Below are 21,677 nucleotides of genomic sequence, written 5' to 3' on the forward strand. Positions count from 1 at the left end.
TGTGTATCGGTACAAGTAGTTTTATCAGTAATCGATGCCAAGGTATTGCCTATGTCTGTCTTTGTTGACTTTCCGCGTGTGTTTAAAGGGGCAATTGTTGCCCTAGATAATTTATCCAACACGATAGTTAGTACAGTAGCCTTTCAATACAACCCAGAAAAACTAACTCGCACATTAAATATTCGAGCAGAAAACAATGACCAAAATGCCAGAACAGAGGCTTTACGTTTGCAAGGAGCGCCAACAGAGACGATAAATTTTAATGAAGTAGAGATTGACGCCACAGACCAACTAGAAAGAGACGATCAGAGTATTAAGGATTATGGCATTTATCCCCAACTTTCGGCGCTGGAAATCCTAGTTTATCCGAAAAGTCTTCAGGTGAGAAGAAAGATGGATAATGCACGTCAGGGAAATGTGGAAATTGTGCCTTTAGAGGCTCCTTTAACTTTGTTAGTGTGGGGAGAAAATCGGGTAGTTCCAGGGCGACTGATGGATTTAACGATTGATGAAACAGCTTTTGATGTCAAACTAAATCCAATTCGTGCCAAGATTAGGTTCGGCTTCCGAGTGTTGAGTTATGACGATTTACCTTGGGATCAGCGCGGTGCCAAACTATTTTTGAAATACCAAGAGAAGAAAGAGCAACTGGCGAATTTGTCTAGTGGAGGCGATCGCACTCAAATTACAGGGGTGAATGTCAACCGGACTTTATCAGAGTTATAGCGTTGACGATGGGGAAATTAACTCTAGGAGCTAGTACCGCAAGACGGAATTCAAAATTCAAAATTCAAAATTAAGATTTGGAATGGTATGTTTATTTACGCCGTGATGTACTAGGTAAGATTTTTTAATAATTGTATAGGATTATTCAATGTTTGACCCAACTAGTCGTTATTACAACTTACAAACATTACAGTTAACCACTGCTGACGGTCGCAAAATAGCGTTTAAAGAAAGACGCTTTTTACCACAGGGGCAAGATTTACCATTATTAATGGAAGTCACCGTGAAAAATAGCGATCGCCTAGATGTAATTGCAGCACGTACCTTAGGAGTCGCTGACCAATTTTGGCAAATATGTGATGCTAATAATGCCATGAAACCAGCAGAATTGACCGCCGAACCAGGTCAAAGAATTCGCGTCCCATTACCTCGTGCTTAAGGAGGTAATTATGCTTACTGGCATTAATTTAAGTTTATTTATTGGGCAAAATAATCCCCAACCAGCGCCCTTTTGGTTAGTAGAATCAATCAATAATATAGAAATTATCCAAAACGTTACTGGTAGATCGGTTTTTCAAATTACTTTTGCTGCTAGTCGTTCTATTAGCGACCAAGGTGACGAGCAATTACTTTCTAGTCAACTACTTAATCCTTTCAATCGAGTCATTATCTCTGTCGTTATCAATGCCATGCCAAAAGTATTGATGGATGGAATCATTACTCGCCAAGAATTTGCACCCAGCAATGATCCAGGAGAATCTACCTTGATTATTACTGGCGAAGATGTCAGCGTCATGATGGACTTGGAAGAAAAATCTATTGAACATCCCGGTTTGGCAGAACAGGATATTATTAACCAAATTATCTCTAGTTACTCTAAATACGGTTTAGTTGGGCAAATCATTAACCCGCCAATCAGCGATCGCCCCACCCCCAACGAACGCACACCCGTACAGCAAGGAACTGACCTGGAATATATTCAATATTTAGCAGAACGCCATTCTTACCTGTTTTACATTATTCCTGGGCCAGTAACGGGGAAAAATACCGCCTATTGGGGGCCACCGCAACTAAATGCAGCGCCGCAAAAAGCATTAACAGTCAACATGGGTTCCTCTACTAACGTTGATAGTATCAATCTCCAGATGAATGCTCTAGCGCCTGCAATTGTAGGCGGAAGCGTACAAGACCGCAAAACCAACCAAATTCACCCAATTCAGGTTAATGACAGCACTCGCGAGAATTTATCAAGAAAACCAGCACTGCAAAATCAAAGCTCCATACGTAAAACCCAATTTCGCGAAACTGCAAGATTGCAACTACAAGCAGATTCTCGGTCTCAAGCCATGCTTAATCGCTCTATAGATCGGGTAATTACCGTTAACGGGGAACTAGATACTTTGACCTACGGCGATGTATTAAACATGGGCAAAATCGTAGAATTGCGCGGTGTTGGTTACACCTACGATGGTCGTTATTACATCAATTCAGTCACTCATAGATTAGGAGGAGGGGAGTATAGACAACTTTTTATACTCACTCGTGAAGGCTTGGGGACAACAATCATGCAGGTGGCGATCGTGTGAATAAAAGGCAGAAGGCAGAAGGCAGAGGGCAGAAGATAGAAAATGGGAAATAAAAGGACAAATAAAAAAATAACAACTGACAACTAACAAATAACAATATGCAACAACGTTATTATGGTAAATATCGGGGCAAAGTTACTAGTAGTCAAGACCCATTAAATTTAGGTCGAGTTCAAGTAAGCGTACCAGCAATTTTTGGTGAAGGCCGTGCAAGCTGGGCGCTGCCTGCAACGCCTTATGCTGGGAAAGATATCGGCTTTTTTACTGTCCCTCCTGTAGGTTCAAATATATGGGTAGAATTTGAGGGAGGCGACACAGATTATCCAATTTGGAGTGGTTGCTTTTGGGGTGAAGACGAACTACCACAAGCTGCGAGGGTGAGCGAACCCGATAAAGTACAAGTTTTGAAAACTAATGGTATTACATTTACCTGGAATAATTTAGATAATAAAGGTTTATCTATTGAAGTCAAAGAACCTGTAGTTAATAGACCACTCAAGATGGTTTTTAATCCTCAAGGAATTGAAATAAATAATAATGATGAGCTAACAATAAAAATTACGGAAAATATTATTGAATTAAAAAATCGGGCAAATTCTACTGTAACTCTTACAGCTAATAATATTCAAGTCAAAGAAGGAACTGTAGAGGTTAATCTCACCAGTAATCAAATTGAATTAAAGAGTCCGCCTGGAGATATTAAATTAACAGCAAGTACGGGTATTGAATTAAGTAACCCAGGAGCTAATACAAAGCTGACACCTGCAAGTATTGAGTTAACCATTGGTGCAGCCAGTATTAAAATGTCGCCTGTTTCCGTCAATGTTAATAATGGTGCTTTGGAGGTGATTTAATGCCTGGTTTTTTGCTCAATTTGAGTAGCACTGTTTTGTGCGTTCACGGTGGACAAGCTAAACCCTCTGTTCCTAACGTGCGAGTGCGGGCGATGGGTTTACCCACCGCCACCCAGGGGCCGCCCTATATCATTGCAGGTTGCGTCAATCCACCACCGCCCGCCAATGTCGGCCCTTGTGTTCTTGGTAACTGGGTTGTCGCCTCCCTCCGTGTCAAGTCGATGGGAATGCCGGTGCTATTGATGGATAGTCAAGCTATATGTGTGCCTACTGGTACACCGTTAACTGTTGTACTGACACAAACGCGAGTAAAAGCAATGTGATTAGTCAATAGTCAATAGTCAATAGTCCACAGTTAAATCAATCATTACCCTGAAGCATTTATCGTTGACCGTTGACCCTTAACAACTGACAACTGACAACTGACAACTGACCACTGACTAATTATGCAAATCGCTTATCCTTTTCGGATTGATGGACGCGGACGAGTAGCTGAGGCTACGGAAGATGACCATATTCGCCAAATGATTGAACAAGTGTTGTTTACTATCCCTGGCGAACGGGTGAATCGTCCCGATTTTGGCTGTGGTTTACAGCAACTTATCTTTGCACCCAATAGTACAGAATTGGCTGCGGCTACGGAGTTTATTGTTAAAGGTGCATTGGAACAATGGCTAGGTGATGTCATTGAAGTGGAGGCTTTGCGGGTAGAAGCTATCGATTCCAAATTGGAAATTACTATTCGGTTCTTGGTGCGTCGGACTCAAGAAAGACAAATCGGAGTATTCTCGCGTGAGGTATGAGATGGTTACGTCGCCAAATCAAGTTTACAAGCATAAAGCTGGTAGCGAACAACGAAGAGCGATCGCTCGCAATCAAAAAAACCTCAATGGTATTGATTATATAGAGTTGGCAAAAGACCGCAAAACTCTGCTGGTGCATTTTATCCACAATCTCCCCGGACAGGAAGAGGGTGTCCCCGCGAATTCACCATCTTTAACTGAAGACAATTTACTCATTACTGGCGGCGTTACCATCAAAGATATTTCTGCAATCTCTGTTAGCAGCTTTGCTAATGTCTTGACTGTCAGAGTTAATACTACAGGCGATGAATTTTCTACTTATACATTGAGCCTAGTAGATATCACTGATACATCTCAACAACTTCAAGGCTTTGACCCCCAGTTATCGGTAGTGGAATTTACCTTTCGGGTTGATAGTTTGAGCGAGTTTGATTGTCAGCCTGTTTTAGACTCCAATCAAGAGAGGATAACACCACCAATTATTGATTACCTAGCTAAAGATTATGCAAGTTTTCGGCAGTTAATGCTTGACCGCATGACTGTAACTATCCCTCAATGGCAAGAACGTAACCCCTCTGATATTGGGGTGATGTTGGTGGAGTTACTCGCATACACGGCTGACAGGCTTAGCTATTTTCAAGATGCAGTGGCGACGGAAGCTTATTTAGGTACAGCTAGGCGGCGAGTGTCTATCCGTCGTCACGCGCGACTGTTAGATTATCCCATGCATGATGGTTGCAATGCCCGTGCATGGTTAACGCTGGAAGTGAATGAATTGGGGAATAATCAGAAGTTACTAGGCCCCGATATTAATAACAATCGCCCAGGAACCAGATTTTATACTAGAGTTGCACCCCTGAGCGAACAATTCACCTTTGATGACTACCCCTCATTAGTCAATTCTGGCGTGCAGATATTTGAAACGATGCACGAAATTACTTTATATAGAGCGCATAATCAAATTAATTTTTATACCTGGGATGCTCAGGAATATTATTTAAAAGCAGGGGCAACAAAAGCCACACTAGAAAACAAAAACCTCAAGCTGCAAGTTGGCGATGTCTTGATTTTTGAAGAAATTAAGGGCGTAGATACAGGTTTAACCATAGATGCGGATAGAAATCAGCGTCATGTAGTGCGATTAACTAAAGTAACTAAAAATACTGACCCTTTACATGAAAACAAAGAGTTATTAGAAATTGAATGGGCGGCTGAGGATGCATTACCCTTTGCTTTATGCGTTGCCACAATTATTGATGATAAACCAATATCTAACATCAGCGTGGCACGGGGTAATGTGGTACTGGTAGATCATGGGTGTACAGTACAAGAACTACTCCCAGAAGTTCCAGAACAAGGACGCTATCGCCCACGATTGCAGTTTGGGCCTTTGACACAGCAAGCTTACGCCCAAAACCGCAAACGTCCGTTTAATCTCAAAGCGCCGGCTGTTGAGGCGTTAGAAAAGGATATGCGTTATGTTTTACCGCAAATTTGGTTACAAGAGATAGCAGAAACGGGGAAAAGGAAATTGACTTTAACCCAGATGCGACAGATTAGCGTATTAACTAGCCCAGATCCAGGATCTTCGCCTCTGCCCACATCACCATTACCCGCCTCTTACTCTATAGGTAAACGTTGGCGATCGCAACGTGATTTACTCAATAGTGATAGCTTCGCCCGCGAGTTTGTCGTGGAGACAGAAGAAGATGGACGGGCTTATCTGCGGTTTGGTGATGGGGTATTAGGTAAAGAACCGGAAGCCCAAACCCAATTTTTAGCCACCTATCGCATTGGTAACGGGACAGTTGGGAATGTAGCTGCGGAAGCAATTAACCAAATCGATCGCAATTCTCTACAATTACGTCAATGGGTAGAAACAGTCCGTAACCCCTTACCGGCGCGGGGTGGTGTGGAACCAGAAGATCTGGAACAAGTGCGGTTGTATGCACCGCAAGCCTTCCGCATTCAAAAACGCGCTGTCACAGAAGAAGACTATGCAACCATAGCCCAACGTTTCCCTGGGGTACGTAAAGCTGTAGCTACGCGACGGTGGACTGGTAGTTGGTACACAATTTTTATTACTGTAGACCGGGAGAGTGGAAAGCCAGTAGATGATGTTGATGGATTTAAAAGTAAGTTAGGGAATTTTTTAGAAAGTTACCGTTTAGTAGGTCAAGATATCAGAATTGACGGGCCGATATTTGTACCTTTAGATATTGCGATGACGGTGAAAGTTGCGCCGAGTTATTTTAACAGTCAAGTCAAAGAAGAACTATTGAATGTATTTAGTAATCGGGTATTACGCAATGGTCAATTAGGTTTCTTTCACCCGGATAATTTTACTTTTGCTCAACCTGTATTTTTAAGTCAAGTGATAGCCACGGCGATGCAAGTTACAGGGGTTTTATCTGTGAAGGTGAAGAAATTTCAGCGTTGGAATTTAGAAAAACAATCTTCGGAGGAGGAAATTAAAGCGGGTCAAATTAGCTTTGGGCGTTTAGAAATTGCTTTGTTGGAGAACGATCCAAATACGCCAACAAGGGGAAAGATTGAGTTTTTGATGGAGGGTGGGTTGTAATGGAGGGAAGAGTAACGAACCGCGTTCGCGAAGCGTCTCGCAGAGAAGACGCGAAGGACGCTAAGGAAGAAGTTAAAGAGAGTTTTTCTTGTATTGAGAATAGAATTTTATATTCTTCTTTGCGCCTACCCTTCGGGAACGGCTTCGCCGAATGCGCCTCTGCGTGAGACAAAAAAATATGAATTTTACTAAGTAAAAAATATATCCAAACTTCTATGAACTCTAATAAAAATATCCCAGAAATATATAACCGCCCAGGCTTACCCAGCCTCTCTTACCGCATTGGTGATTGGGCAAGTTTTCGCCGCCGGATGTTAGCGAATCTCACTAAGCAACCGGGAAATCCCGAACAACCAGATAATCGCCCTCTAGCTAAACTTAATACTCGTGCGAATGACGATCCAGCGATCGCACTTTTGGATGCTTGGGCGATAGTCGCAGATGTGCTAACTTTTTACCAAGAACGCATCGCTAATGAAGGTTATCTGAACACAGCTACAGAACAGCGTTCGGTGCTGGAATTGGCGCGGAGTATTGGTTATGAACTGAACCCCGGTGTGGCGGCGAGTACTTTTTTAGCCTTTGCGGTGGAGGATACGCCTACTAGTATTAAGGTGGCGAGAGTGCCTAAGGGTACTCAGGTTGTCAGTGTTCCCCAGGGGGAGGAGTTACCCCAAACTTTTGAAACTAGTACAGAAATTATCGCCAATGTAGATTGGAATGGATTGAAGCCACGGTTAGCGAAACCTCAGGAAATTAATGCTGCTACAGAAAAATTATACTTGCAAGGGATTGCGACACAACTGCAAGCAGGCGATCACATTTTGTTAATTGATGCAGATAGACCCCAACAAGTGTGGTATTTACTCACCTTGGTAACGGTGGAAGCCAAGCCACAGGCAGGATATACGGCTATTACTTGGGAGAATAATCCGATAAATGTCCCACTACGCCAACCGCAGGTATTCGCTTTTCGCCAACGGGCAACCTTATTTGGTTACAATGCCCCTAAATGGCAAGATATGCCTGATGATATTAAGCGGAATTTTGGCGGTACAATTAACGGCGGAATTTTTCGTAGTAGTAATGATGGGCAAAATTGGGCAGCTTTTAATAATGGTTTACCTACTACAGATATTCGCACTTTAGCTTTTAATAAAATTACTGGCAAATTATTTGTGGGGACAGAAGGTAGCGGTGTCTTTCGCTATCAAGAAGAACAAGAAAAATGGCTGGCTGTAAATGTAGGTTTAACTAATTTAAATATTCAAACTTTATATATTGATGATCATGGCTATCTTTTTGCGGGTACTCCTAGCGGGGGTGTCTTTTCCTCAAAAGATAATGGTGAAAATTGGGCACAGTTAAATCTTGGTACTGTGGGATTAAAATCCACTGGTGCAAATAGTTGGGAATCAATTAATACTGGTTTACCCAATACAGTTGTGCGGGCAATTGTTGATTATGCGACAATTATTGGCAAAGAAACCATTAGTAGTAATGGCAATACAGTCACAGGTAATAATACAGTTTTTAATCAAGAATTTGCAGTTGGCTATACTATAAATGCTGGGGGAGAATCAAGAATTGTTACTGAAATAATCAATGATACTAGCTTGAGGATTGATTCAGCTTTTAGCAAGAATTTACCTGGCAAGACATCTTATTCTATCACTATTAATAATATTTTACTGGGTACTGATGAGGGGATATATTATTCTGCCGATAGAGGGAGGAATTGGCAGAAGAAAGCATTAATTAAAGTAATTCGTTCATTAGTAACTTGTAATCTTCAGCAAGGTACAGGAACTATTTCTAGTACAGGGACTAAGGTAACGGGGAGTAATACAAATTTTGCAGATCAATTAAAAGTAGGCGATACAATTACTGTGGCTGGTGATACTAAAACAGTTAATCTCATCGCCACAGATAGTCAAGAATTAACTCTTGATTCTGCCTTTAGTTCAGATTTAGCGACTGGAACTACATTTTTTATCGGTAAGAGTTATATTATAGCTGGTACAGATGATGGTATTTACCGCTTTGAAAACCAAGATATATTTTGGAACCAAAGAAAGTTACAGGGTAAATCTGTACGTTCTTTAATTACCTATAATTACAATGGTGTTCGCTATATCTTAGCAGGGACAAATAGTGGGGTTTTCCGTTCCAGCGATAATGGTAATAATTGGGAAGAGTTTAATAACAACTTAGCTATTTTAGATGTCCAAGCATTAGCTGTGAATGAAATTAGCGGCGATATTTATGCAGGGACTGCGGGGGGAGTTTTTCTGGCTACTGCTAATAGTAATAATTGGTCAGTGATTAATACTGATTTGCAAAATCTCAATGTTAGCTCATTGACTGCTTTTAGTAAACTGGGGACAGGCGCAATCGCTAGGCAAGCTGGTAATATATTGACAGGTAGCGGTACGAAATTTACCCAAGAGTTAAAACCAGGCGATCGCATTACTATCTCAGGTCAAACTAAAACCGTTACAACCATTAATAATAATACACAAATTACTGTTGATAGTGATTTTAACCCAGTTTTAAATCCCGGTACTACCTTCACTATTAATGATATCAAATATGTTTTAGCAGGTACACCTTTTGCCGGGTTTGTAGAAGATAACGCCACAACAACCTCATCACCAGAATGGCCTAATTTTCTGATTCCACCTAAGCCAGAGAATAGCAATCAAAAGATAGATTTAGATACTTTATATCCCAAGATATTAGCAGATAGCTGGATTGTCTTAGCCAGGGAAGATAATACCCAAATTTTACCTTGCCAAGTTAAAAATACATCAACTGTATCCCTAGAAGAATATGGTTTAACTGCCAAAGTTACAGAAATTGAAACGGAAACAGATGTCACTTCCCGGAATAATTTTGGTTTACGGGAGACAATTGTTTTAGTCAACAGTGAACAGTTAAATTTAGTTGCAGAACCCTTGACAGTGGTGGCGAAACAGCAGGAGATTTTTCAAGACCCTATTCGAGATAATCAAATTTACCTTAAAGAATATGTGGCGGGTTTGCAAGTAGATAAAACCGTGATTGTTAGCGGTAAATATATCCGCGCCAAGATAAAAAATATTGCTGGCGTTTATAGCTGGAATGGCGAAGAGTGGAAACAGAAAAATCAAGGCTTAACTAATACCGCAGTGCGATCGCTTGTAAATTTCTCCTGGCGGGGTGTAGATTATATTGTTGCGGGGACTGAAGGTGGTGTATTTAGATCCCAAGATAGCGGTAACACTTGGGAACCGATTAATGAAGGGTTAACAAGTAAAGATATCACAGCTTTAGCTATCAACCCACAAGGCGATATTTTTGCCGGAACTGTGGAAGATGGGATGTTTATTTTCAAAGCTGATAGTAATAATTGGCAACCAAGTAATAAAAATTTGACTAATTTAAATATTACCGCCTTAGCTACTGCTAGCGATGGGCGAATTTTTGCAGGGACAACCAAGGGTGGTATTTATATCTTTAACGAGAATACTAACAGTTGGACGATAAATAATAATGGGTTAAATAATGGCGATATTAACTGCATTATTAAGGCTAGTAATAGTTTATTGGTAGGCACAATTAGCGGTATTTATCGTTCCCAAAATGGTAGTAATTGGGAACAAATTGGTAATAATAATTCAGATGTAAACAGAAACATTAATAATTTCAATGTAACTGCAATTGGTACTCATAGCGCCGGCACATTATTTGCGGGAACTGCTGATAATGGAGTTTATATTTCTAGCGATAATGGGGAAACCTGGGAGGAAAATAATCAAGGACTAACTGATGTACATATCCGTTGTTTAGATATTATTTCAGACAAGATTTTTGTAGGAACAGATAGCGGTGGTGTCTTCCGCAGGACAATTAATAATTCAGAATGGCAAGAAATTAATCAAGGTTTAAGAAATATTGATATCCGGTCAATTACTCACCATAAAAATGATATTTATATCGGTGGAATTGGCATGTTAATTTCCCCTGATAACTTCGCCTCTGTCGAATTAAAAATTGGTGATTTATTACAAGTAACTTCTGTACCCATCCCTAGCGAAGAAGACTCTCAATTTAAAAAATGGCATTTACGCGATCGCAATGGCGTTGATGGTTATGTAGAAATTGCGGAGACAGCAGATATCGAATTACTCCCAGCCAATACTGATGATTTTATCGTCAGCGAAGTAAATGCGATCGCCACACCACCAGAAGACCAAATAATCCCCATCCTCAAGCTAAAAGAACCGCTAAAAAATTGCTATGACCCAGAAACCATGACTATTTATGGCAATGTAGTAACCGCTACACATGGCGAAACCATCCAAGAAATCTTAGGCAGTGGCAATGGTACCCTAGATAATCAAAGCTTTATCTTGAAAAAACCACCCCTCACCCACGTAGCCGCCCAAACGCCAACTGGTAACAAAAGTACCCTCGAAGTCTACGTTGATGGAGTCCGTTGGGAAGAAGTTCGCTTCTTATTTGGCTTGAGTAACCTAGACCAAAACTACATTACCCGCATCGATGACGACGGTACCACCAAAGTAATTTTCGGTGATGGTGAAAGCGGAGCGCGTCTACCAACAGGTATAGAAAATATCTTGGCAATATATCGCAGTGGCATTGGCTTAGGCGGAAACCTCAAACAAAATCAGCTAACCCAGCTAAAAACACGACCCTTAGGCATTCAAAGCGTCACCAACCCCATCCCCGCCACCGGTGCAGCCCCCAGAGAATCAATGGAAGAAGCCCGCATCAGCGCCCCTTTGACAGTGCGCACACTCGATCGCATCGTTTCTCTACAAGACTTTGAAGACTTCGCCCGCGCCTTTGCAGGTATCGGTAAAGCCCAAGTAGAAGTAGTATCCATCGGCACAACCCAAATATTACATATCACCGTCGGTGCGATCGGCGGTGCAGCCGTATCACCAGACTCCAGCCTCTACAACAACCTAGTCCAAGCCATAGACGCAGCCCGCGACCCCGTACAGGTATTAGTCCAGGTGAACACTTACAAACCCATCTTTTTCAACATAGAAGGCAAAATCCTCATAGATCCGCGAAGACAACCAGAACCAGTATTAGCCGCAGTACGCCAAGCCATAAAAGACACATTTGCCTTTGAAAATCGGCAATTTGGTCAACCAGTCACCTCCGCCGAAGCGATTGCCGCCATGCAATCCGTCCCCGGAGTCATCGCCGTCGATTTAGATGGATTATATCTGCGTGGGTTTAGCAAAACCGTCGAAGACTCATTAATCGCCCAAAAAGCCCAATGGAATCCGGATAAAAATCAAATTTCCCCAGCCGAAATGTTATTACTCAATCCTAACAGTATTACCTTAACTTTATAACCCATGAAAAATCTCTCTGTAACTCCTCTTACTTCGTGTTATTCGCGCCTTCGCGGTTCGTTATTTAAATAATATCTCTCACGCCAAGGCGCAAAGACGCAAAGAAGAAAACTCCGCGTCCTTGGCGTCTTGGCGGTTCAATTAAAAAAAATCTCTAACACCAAGACGCAAATATAATTTAACATCTTCCTCCTACAGATGAACAACCCAGAAGAACGCCTATATAAACTCCTCCCCGCCATTTATCGCATCCGCGACGAATCGGTAAATCATGGTACATTACGCGCCTTACTTAGAGTCATCGAACAAGAACTAAATCAAATAGAAACCGACATCGAAAACCTATATGAAAACTGGTTTATCGAAACCTGCGACGAATGGGTAGTACCTTATATTGGCGACTTATTAGATGTCAAACTCTACTCCAAAGGCTTCCGCACATTTGGCGAAGAAAGACGCGCCTATATTGCTAACACCTTAGCCTTGCGATCGCGTAAAGGCACAGTCCCCATTTTAGAACAACTCGTATTTGATACCACTGGCTGGCGGGCTAGCGTCGTCGAAAACTTTCAAGCGATCGCCACAACTCAAAATCTCAACAATCCGCGCCTAGGTGCTGTCACCGTCAACCTGCGTAACTTATCACAAAATGCTGCCAAAACTATAGATATTCGGCGTAAATCTGGACAAGCTAACGCAGTTAATTTAGGTAGTATTAATATCTTAATTTGGCGCTTAAAAACCTACCCTATAGAAAAAGTTACAGCTAAATTAGCTAACAATCAAAATCAAGGGCAATTCTATACATTTAATCCCCTTGGCGAAGATATTCTTTTATTTAATCAACCGCAAACAGAAACAGAAATTACCAGCCTCGCCAAACCAATTAATTTACCTGGTAGTTTAACATCTAGTAAAGCCTTAATTACTGCCGAATTAGATGCAAAACGAGAAGCGATCAAACAAGGAATCCAACCAGACGACGAAGGATTTTTTAATTACGATGCACCTGTTCTAGAAATTTTTGTAGATCAACAACCTATTAAACCAGAAGAAATTTTCATTAGCGATTTAAGCCAGTGGACAATTCCTAATACTAATTTTCAACCGAAAGCGATTGTCGATTTACAATCAGGAAGATTAGCCTTAACCACCGCCACAAATCCCAAAACAGTAGAAGTTAGTTATTCCTACGCCTTTAGCCATAATATTGGTGGCGGTACTTACGATCGCACTAAGTCACTTCTTAATAGTATATCCCGTACTAAAAGCCGCATTACCTGGGATTTAGATTATGCAACAGCAACCGATGAAAATCCCCTATTAAAAGCAGCCAAAGAATGGAATGAAAAAGTTAAAATTTGGCAATATTGTACAGAATTATTTTATATTCCTCTACATCGCTTAGTCAGAAATCCCGATAATGAGAGAATTATCTCCACAGGTTATGAAGCACCAAAATTTCAACCAGGAATCATTAACGGTTTAAATGTGACGGCGAAGGTTGGAGAAAACCAGGTAATTATTCATCGAGGAAATGCTGTAGATTTTATTGGACAAAATATTAATTTAAATATTAATTATCGCATAGACTTACAAGATTATGCTAGACAAAATAAACTACAAAATCAGCAGAAAATCCTCATAGCTATTCTTTATAAACAAGCAGAAACAGAACCACGCTGGGAAATTCAAATCGGTGCATATCCAATAATTGATAATATTCCGCCTTCAGTCATTCCCTTGACTAGCTTAACAATCGATACCAAAGGTAAAATTTTAGAATCAGATACTAATATTTCACCTCAGTTTCAACCAGGTGTAATTTCTGGATTCACAATTAATTTCAAAGTTACACCTTTATTATTGTCTGCTGGTCAAGCAGTTAATATTAACGGTAAACTTATCGAATTATCTAACCCCACTACTATACCCAATATTCCTGAAGGATATACAGGGGAAAATTGGCTGTTATATATCACCCCCAAAGCCAAGATTGATATCATTCAAGATGAGGAAATGGGAGTAATTATCATCAGGGATAACCGCACTTATGAAGGCGACTTAACCCTGAATATTCCCCCAGATAAACATTTGCAAATTGTCGCTGCTGATGAACGTCGTCCCCATTTATTAGGTAATTTATCAATTAAAGGAACCGCCAAAGCTAAAAGCAATCCTGGTGAATTTACAATTAACGGTCTGTTGATTGAAGGTAAACTCACTGTATTACCAGGAAACTTGCAAAAATTAGAAATTGTTCACAGTACTTTAGTTCCTAATAATGGCGGAATTAAGGTAATGAAACCAGATGAAGATAATCAACCAATCACCGCCGAAGATGATGGCTTTTCGCTGATTGCAATGATTATTTACTGTCTCAACCTAATTCACAGAATCGTTGATTTAGGTATAGGCGTAGATAGCGATAATTCGCAAAATAATTTAATCAGGTTATTTCAACTAGCGTTGCGGCAAGTATCTCGTGTATTCTCTTTTCTAGAAACCGTGCTGAATCAATGGCAATGTACATTACCACCGATTAATAATGAAGAAGAAGACGAAGGTAAAAGCTTTTGCGACCGAACTATACCAGATGAAACAGATAGTATTGTCGAAAATAATCAAAATTTAAGCATTACAATTCGTGAAAGTATTTGCGGCGCGATCGCCTTAGCTGATACAGTGTCATATTTGGAGATAGCAGACAGTATTATCGACCGAGGTAAACAAGAAAATCCTGTAGTCATTGCTGCGCCTGGAACTAACACAGAAATCTATCGCACAACTATTTTTGGTATTACCACAGTGCGGAGTATAGAAACTAGTAACACCATTTTTACAGAAAAACTTACCGCCTTGCGTCGCCAAGATGGTTGTCTGCGATTTTGTTATTTACCAAGTGGTTCGCGCACACCCCGTCGCTATCGTTGTCAACCAGACTTAGCCTTAGAAAAACTGCGAGAAGAATTAGAAAAGCAAAATCAAAAATTACCCGCAGGAATTGTGGCTTTAGCTGTTAATCCTAGCAATCAACAAGTCTTTGCAGGTACGGAAGGTAACGGAATTTTACGTTTCGTTAACGAACAATGGCTACCTCTAAATCAAGATACAGCAGATAAATACATCACTGCACTTTTCACCTACGACAATACTTTATTAGCGGGGACAACAGACGGCGGAATTTTCCGCTTGGAACTTCATAACGGAACGGCGACCATTCAGGATCACAATATAAATATTAATACAGATGTCACCGCCTTTCATCGCCTTAGTTTTAATAATCAAAACTATCTCTTTGCAGCTACATTTGGTAATGGAATTTTTCGACTTAAAGAAAATGAGACTACCTGGAATGTAACTAATACAGGTTTAAAAAATCTCAATGTTATCACCTTAGCGGTAGACAGCAATCAAGGTAAAATTTTCGCCGGGACATCTGGTGGTGGAGTATTTGTTTCCAAAAATAACGGTGAAACCTGGACAGCGTTAAACTATAACCTCAGAAATCTGCAAATTACGGCTTTAACTATTAATCAAAATAACGGACAAATTTTTGTGGGTACATCTGGCGGTGGAATTTACCGTTGGGAAGCAGACTGCGAACAATGGCGACGCATTAATAAAGGCTTAATTAATCCCGATATTACTGCTTTAGTTGCCTATCAAAAAACTGCTAGCGGTACTATTACTCTAGAAGATGGTAAATTAATTGGTCAGGGAACAAATTTCCAGGAAGAACTTGGTAAAGGTAGCATCATTACTATTGGAAATGAAACCCGCACTGTTATTGATATTGAACCCAGCCAACAAATTATTCAGATAGATAGCGCCTTAATTAATGAGTTACCTGCTACTGGTACTACTTTTACGATTAACTATCTCATAGCCGGTAGTAGTAACGGTAATATCTTCCGTTCCCAAAATAACGGTGATAGCTGGGAATTGAATGATATCAACGCCACTTACAGCGATATTACCTCCTTGGCTGTGCAAGGAACTGGACAAAATCTTGCTTTATTTGCGGGAACTGCGATCGGTGGTGTTTTACAATCAACAGATGATGGTATTAGTTGGTTACCAGTAAATCAAGGTTTACAAAATGTTACGCAAAAAATTGTCATTTTAACTAGCATACAACCGAGTTTTACTTCTACAGATTATGGTAATCCTGCCTATGCCCAACTGAGCCAAAATTGTGCGTCAGAAATTTCTCAAGGTGCAGAAGATGGTTCAGAAATTGGTGTCTTTAATGTTTTAGAACAGCCACAGCGTCAAGCCAGTCTAGAAGCTAGCCTCAAAGAATATTTACGTTTCGGCATTACTGCCAATATTTTTTACAATACTTAAGGAAGATAAATAATATGAAAGGTGATTTTACTCGTTTAAGTTTTAAACCTCAGAAACACTATAACGGCGTTTGGATGCAGCAAGGACGGTTGCAATTAGATGCTGATTGGAATGAACAAGTTGATATCCAAAATTATCTGCATCAATCTCTAGGAAAAAATATTATTGGTGTTAGTGGTGCGAATAAAACTGCTGGGAATTTTAAAATAGATATTAGTGATGATAATTTAAATATTGCCCCCGGACAGATTTATGTTGGCGGGTTATTGTGTGAATTAGAAAAAAATATCACATACAAAAATCAGCCGGATTATCCTCAACCTCCAGAAATCAAACAAGAGAGTACATATTTAGTCTATCTTGATGTCTGGGAACGCCACGTTACGGCATTAGAAGATACTGCAATTCGAGAAGTCGCTTTAGATTCAAGCGTACCAGATACTACCACGCGCACAAAAACAGTTTGGCAAGTCAAACTCCTCGAAATTCAACTACCAGCAGAATATTCCTATACTGCACAAAAAGCAGCAATTGGCGAAGACGCAATTAGTCAAATTCAAACTAAACGTAAAGCCTTTACACTTGCTAAATTACAAGAATTAATTAGCAAAGGTGATAATCAACAGAAATTACTCGCTGTGAATTTTGATAACACAGCAATTACAGGTAGTCCTAGTTCCTTAGATAATCAACTTTATCGCGTTGAAATTCACAATCCCGGTACTTTACAAACCGCTACATTTAAATGGTCAAGAGATAACGGTATAGTTGTTAGTCCCATTAGCAAAATTGACCGCAATATTATTACTATAACTAATCCCGGCAGGGATACAGCACAATCATTTGCGCCTAATCAATGGGTAGAAATTACCGATAATGAACGCGAACTCAAAGGTGAAACCGGAATTTTAGTCCGGTTAATGGCTGGGACATCTGGTAGTAAACTAGTATTCGATCCTTCATCTAGAGTTGGTGAAATACCCATCAGTGCGGCTAATTTTCCTTTAGAGAAGCAACCAAAAGTACGGCGTTGGGATCAAAACACTAATACAGGTACTATTTCTATCAATCAAGCTGGTGAAAATTCCCAGTGGATAAATATAGAAGCTGGGATTCAAGTTAAATTTAAAGGCGATAATTTAAATTATCAAACAGGTGACTACTGGCTAATACCCCTACGTCCTAACAGTCCAATAAAGATTGAATTACCCTTTGATGAGGAATCTAAAACTTTCATTCCCCAACCAGCGCAAGGTATTCAACATTATTATAGTCCTCTAGCTTTTTATGACAGCAAAGACTCCTACCTTGAAGACTACCGCGATATATTTCCCCTGTTGGTAAATTGTTTTGATAAAACTGGCGGGATTATGACTGGAGATTTAGAAATTCAGTCTAATCTTTATGTGACTGGTAAACAAGATGATGGTAAATATATTCCTGGTAGGGTTGGGATTGGTACTAAAGCAGCAGAAGCTAAATTACATATTAAAAATGCGTCTTCATTACCTGCTACAGGGAAAATAACAACTACAGAAAACAGTCTTACAGTTACAGGAGAAGGGACTGTTTTTCAAACAGAATTACGTGTAGGTGATACGATTACAGCTAATGGACAAACGAGAATAATTACAAAGATAATATCTCATCAATCTTTAGAGGTAGAGCAAGCCTTTACACCAGCTTTAACAGCAGAAAGCTTTAGCTATCAACAACCAGTAATTGTTAAGTTTACTAGTGGTAATCAAGACACGCAGCTAATAGTCACTGATGCAGGTTTAATTGGTATTGGTACAGATACACCTCAAGAAAAATTACATTTAAATGGTGCAATTAGAGGTAACCAATTAGGTGCTTTACGCATTAGCACGGGTACAGGTTTTGTCGATATCGGCCCGCAAAATGCTGATGTTTCTCATTTCGTCACTGACCGGAATCGCTACCATTTTGATAAAGGAATTACTGTTAAAACTGGTTTAATTGGTAGCGATAAAGATACTGATTTATCACTGCAAACAGGAGACGCAACTCATGTTACAGTATCTCATGACAATGGTAATGTTGGTATTGGTATAGATAAACCTGAAGAAAAATTACACTTAAATGGTGCGATTAAGGGTAATCAATCGGGTGCTTTACGCATTAGCACGGGTACAGGTTATGTCGATATCGGCCCGCAAGATAGCGAATTTTCACACTTTGTTACCGACCGTTTCCGCTATCATTTTGACCAAGGAATTACTGTTAAAAATGGTTTGATTGGTAGCGATAAAGATACGGATTTATCACTACAAACCGCAGGTGAAACTCAAGTTACTGTATCTAATAAAAATGGTAATGTTGGCATTGGTATTGATATTCCTCAAGAAAAATTACATTTAAATGGTGCAATTAGAGGTAATCAATCAGGCGCTTTACGCATTAGCACTGGTACAGGTTTTGTGGATATCGGCCCGCAAAATGCCAATTTCACTAATTTTATTACCGACCGTCCCAACTACCATTTTGATAAGGGAATTACTGTTAAAAATGGTTTGATTAGCAGTGATGCAAATAGTAATTTATCATTGCAAACCGCAGGTAATACCCAAGTAACACTACTACAAACTAATGGTAATGTTGGTATTGGAATAGCCAACCCTGAAGAGAAACTTCATCTTGCAGGAACCTTGAGAATTAGTGATAATAATGGGTTTGTAAATATTGCACCTCAAGATGATAACTGGGTGCATTTCACAACCGACCTTGACGGTTACTATTTTGATAAAGATATCCGCGTCGAATCAGGATTAATTACCAGTCTGGGAAATAGAGATTTATCACTGCAAACTTCAGGTACAACACATTTTAAAGTTTCTTATGATACTGGTAATGTCGGCGTTGGTGTTGATCAACCCCTGGAAAGATTACATATTAGCGGTGCTATTAGAGGCAATCAATCAGGTGCTTTACGTATTAATACTGGCACGGGCTTTGTAGATATCGGCCCGCAAGATGGTAATATGGTGCATTTTGTTACTGATCGCCCTAGCTACCACTTTGACAAAACTGTAACAATCGCTGAAGGGTTAAGAGTTACTAATAATACTAGCTTTGTAGATATAGGATTGGAAGATGGTAATTGGGTAAATTTCCAGAGCGATCGCCTAGCTTACCACTTTGATAAACCCATAACCATCTCTGGCGGCGTAATTAGCAGTTTTAACAACGCCAACTTGTCATTGCAAACCGCAGATAAAGCGCGGATGACATTGTTGCAGACCAACGGTAATGTGGGTATTGGTATTGAAAAACCCTTGGCGAGATTGCACAATCAAGGCGCAGCACCCCTAACTGGTCAAGGATTAATTACTAGTAATGTTAGAACTATAACTGGCACTGGGACAACATTTACCCAAGATTTAAACATCGGCGATATTATCACTGTAACTAATGGCGCAACTAGTCAATCAAGAGTAGTTACTAATATTGCTGCTGATGGTAATTCGTTAACAATTAATACACCTTTTGTTCCAGCTTTAACCACAGAAACTCAATTTACTTATCAACAGCCAATTACTCGCCTAGCAGATAGTAACGGTATCACCCAATTAATTGTCACAGCCAGAGGTAATGTGGGGATTGGGACATCTCACCCCGACTTAGATACCAAGCTACATATCCAAGGTAATGTGAGGGTTAATGGTGATTTATTCCAAGATTCTTCTAGAGAATTGAAAGATAAAATTACAGAACTTTCTCAGCAAGAAGTTTATGAAATCATCAAAGCTTTGCAACCTGTGAAATACATCTACAAAGATGACCAAGAACAAAAATTACATTTAGGATTTATTGCTGAGAATGTACCCGATATTTTAGCATCGCCTGATAAAACCGCAATTCAGCCTTTCCAGATTTTGGCGGTATTAGCTAAAGCGGTGAAAGACCAGCAAGCAATGATTACCACATTAACCAATGTTGTCAAAGAACAGCAAAAACAAATTACAGCCTTAACAGAACAAAACAAAAATATAGATCAAAAAAGTTGGTGGGGGTGAGTAGTTATTAACTGGAAAATGGGCATTGGGCATTGGGCATAAGAAAGAGAGATTTTTATGTTTGGTTGTGAAATTTTCTCATGATTAGCTTTCTTGAAAATAGCGTTGACTTTTGACTATTCATAGATACAGCGAATTGCAAGTTGGTGAGGTAGAGATAATCGTTAATTGTAGGGGCATTGGCACTGCCATGCCCCGAAGCGCGTACCTCATTTACCTGAAATATGCTGTATGTTCATGCCCTCGTTGTGTGATTTATTACATGACCGTCTAGTTTGAAAATAAAGATTAGAGGCTAAGGAAGAGATATTTAGACAGAAGTAAGGAGAAGTAGAGAGAATAGGGTAAAAGAGGGTGAATTTGTTATATAAAATACATTTTTGGTTAAATTTACATAATCTTTATATATCTACATCGGGAATCTCGTTAGACTCCTGTGTAGTAGCTAGTTGAATATTTAAAGGTTGCATCTAAGCTTACGTGGAATTACTGATTAGCCTATCATGAGGCACTTGTCATGCGATCGCGCGATCGCATGAATAATTTTGCGTCACCACTTACCTTTGTTTTCACAAAGGTATGGAGGGGATTTCGATGAAATTTACAGGTCATTCCATCATCGATTGATAGCTGAAAAATCTTCAAACCCAACAAGGATATTGCAATTAAATTATGGCGATTATTTCAGGAACCAACAGTAACGATACCTTAAACGGCACTGGCGACAATGATACTCTTCAAGGCCTCAGTGGTAATGATTCACTTTCTGGACTAGATGGAAATGATAGTTTAGAAGGGGGTGTAGGTAATGATACCTTAAATGGTGGTTTGGGTAATGATACCTTAATCGGTGGGACAGGTAACGATACATTAAATGGTGGCGCTGGTAATGATGTCTTTAAATTTGAATACCCTCAAGGTAACGATCTTGTCACAGACTTTGTTCGAGGACAAGACAAAATTGATGTCAGCAACCTGAAAATTAGTGATTGGAATACCCTGAAATTACTTATTAGTAATGATGGTGAAAACAATGCACTGATTACAACTTATTTTAGTGGCGATCAGTCCCAAATCAAACTCCTGAACATCAATCCCAGCCTACTACAAGCCAGTGATTTCATTTTCAACACTGCGAATATCAATGATACTGTTAATGGTAGTAATTTTACCAGTTCCCCCGATCAATTATTCGGTGGTTTAGGTAATGATACCATCAACGCCTTAGCTGGTAATGATGTCCTGTTTGGTGAACAAGGTGATGACCGTTTACAGGGGGGTGCAGGCAATGATACTCTCTACGGTGGCACAGGTAATGATGTCTTCAACCTGCAATACGATCCAGGCAACGATGTCGTCATAGAC

Annotated in this window: 11 protein-coding genes; all 11 read left to right on the top strand. The window is 40.0% G+C overall.

Features of this window, described 5'->3' with window-relative positions:
- Nucleotides 1–51: 51 nt before the first annotated feature.
- Entirely contained in the window at nt 52–726 is a 675-nt protein-coding gene (locus H6G41_RS15360) for a hypothetical protein (protein ID WP_190747048.1), read from the top strand.
- Between the two features lie 148 nt (nt 727–874).
- Nucleotides 875–1,165, top strand: coding sequence for a hypothetical protein (locus H6G41_RS15365; protein WP_190747049.1), 291 nt, complete (start codon nt 875–877; stop codon nt 1,163–1,165).
- Nucleotides 1,166–1,175: 10 nt separating this feature from the next.
- Nucleotides 1,176–2,312, top strand: coding sequence for a hypothetical protein (locus H6G41_RS15370; RefSeq protein ID WP_190747050.1), 1,137 nt, complete (start codon nt 1,176–1,178; stop codon nt 2,310–2,312).
- Between the two features lie 98 nt (nt 2,313–2,410).
- Complete coding sequence (locus H6G41_RS15375) at nt 2,411–3,166, top strand: phage baseplate assembly protein V (protein WP_190747051.1); 756 nt, start codon at nt 2,411–2,413, stop codon at nt 3,164–3,166.
- Nucleotides 3,166–3,489 (top strand): hypothetical protein, encoded by a 324-nt coding sequence (locus H6G41_RS15380; RefSeq protein ID WP_190747052.1) that lies wholly within the window; start codon nt 3,166–3,168, stop codon nt 3,487–3,489. Before H6G41_RS15375 ends, H6G41_RS15380 begins: the two co-directional genes overlap by 1 nt.
- A 123-nt stretch (nt 3,490–3,612) precedes the next feature.
- Nucleotides 3,613–3,969, top strand: a complete 357-nt coding sequence (locus tag H6G41_RS15385; protein ID WP_190747053.1) for a GPW/gp25 family protein — start codon at nt 3,613–3,615, stop codon at nt 3,967–3,969.
- Nucleotide 3,970: 1 nt separating this feature from the next.
- Nucleotides 3,971–6,550, top strand: a complete 2,580-nt coding sequence (locus tag H6G41_RS15390; protein ID WP_242037938.1) for a putative baseplate assembly protein — start codon at nt 3,971–3,973, stop codon at nt 6,548–6,550.
- Between the two features lie 215 nt (nt 6,551–6,765).
- Complete coding sequence (locus H6G41_RS15395) at nt 6,766–11,925, top strand: putative baseplate assembly protein (protein ID WP_190747054.1); 5,160 nt, start codon at nt 6,766–6,768, stop codon at nt 11,923–11,925.
- Nucleotides 11,926–12,123: 198 nt separating this feature from the next.
- Nucleotides 12,124–16,275, top strand: coding sequence for a hypothetical protein (locus H6G41_RS15400; protein ID WP_190747055.1), 4,152 nt, complete (start codon nt 12,124–12,126; stop codon nt 16,273–16,275).
- A 14-nt stretch (nt 16,276–16,289) separates the two neighbouring features.
- Nucleotides 16,290–20,312, top strand: coding sequence for a DUF6519 domain-containing protein (locus H6G41_RS15405; protein ID WP_190747056.1), 4,023 nt, complete (start codon nt 16,290–16,292; stop codon nt 20,310–20,312).
- 672 nt (nt 20,313–20,984) lie between these two features.
- The coding region (locus H6G41_RS15410) for a calcium-binding protein (RefSeq protein ID WP_190747057.1) at nt 20,985–21,677 on the top strand (693 nt) is incomplete at its 3' end.

The organism is Tolypothrix sp. FACHB-123, assembly GCF_014697075.1.
In the GTDB taxonomy this organism is placed as follows: Bacteria; Cyanobacteriota; Cyanobacteriia; order Cyanobacteriales; family Nostocaceae; genus Aulosira.

Bases quoted from the DNA above. Each gene is read 5' to 3' on its own strand.
- H6G41_RS15360 (WP_190747048.1), top strand. From the start codon at position 52: ATGTCTGTCTTTGTTGACTTTCCGCGTGTGTTTAAAGGGGCAATTGTT.
- H6G41_RS15365 (WP_190747049.1), top strand. From the start codon at position 875: ATGTTTGACCCAACTAGTCGTTATTACAACTTACAAACATTACAGTTA.
- H6G41_RS15370 (WP_190747050.1), top strand. From the start codon at position 1,176: ATGCTTACTGGCATTAATTTAAGTTTATTTATTGGGCAAAATAATCCC.
- H6G41_RS15375 (WP_190747051.1), top strand. From the start codon at position 2,411: ATGCAACAACGTTATTATGGTAAATATCGGGGCAAAGTTACTAGTAGT.
- H6G41_RS15380 (WP_190747052.1), top strand. From the start codon at position 3,166: ATGCCTGGTTTTTTGCTCAATTTGAGTAGCACTGTTTTGTGCGTTCAC.
- H6G41_RS15385 (WP_190747053.1), top strand. From the start codon at position 3,613: ATGCAAATCGCTTATCCTTTTCGGATTGATGGACGCGGACGAGTAGCT.
- H6G41_RS15390 (WP_242037938.1), top strand. From the start codon at position 3,971: ATGGTTACGTCGCCAAATCAAGTTTACAAGCATAAAGCTGGTAGCGAA.
- H6G41_RS15395 (WP_190747054.1), top strand. From the start codon at position 6,766: ATGAACTCTAATAAAAATATCCCAGAAATATATAACCGCCCAGGCTTA.
- H6G41_RS15400 (WP_190747055.1), top strand. From the start codon at position 12,124: ATGAACAACCCAGAAGAACGCCTATATAAACTCCTCCCCGCCATTTAT.
- H6G41_RS15405 (WP_190747056.1), top strand. From the start codon at position 16,290: ATGAAAGGTGATTTTACTCGTTTAAGTTTTAAACCTCAGAAACACTAT.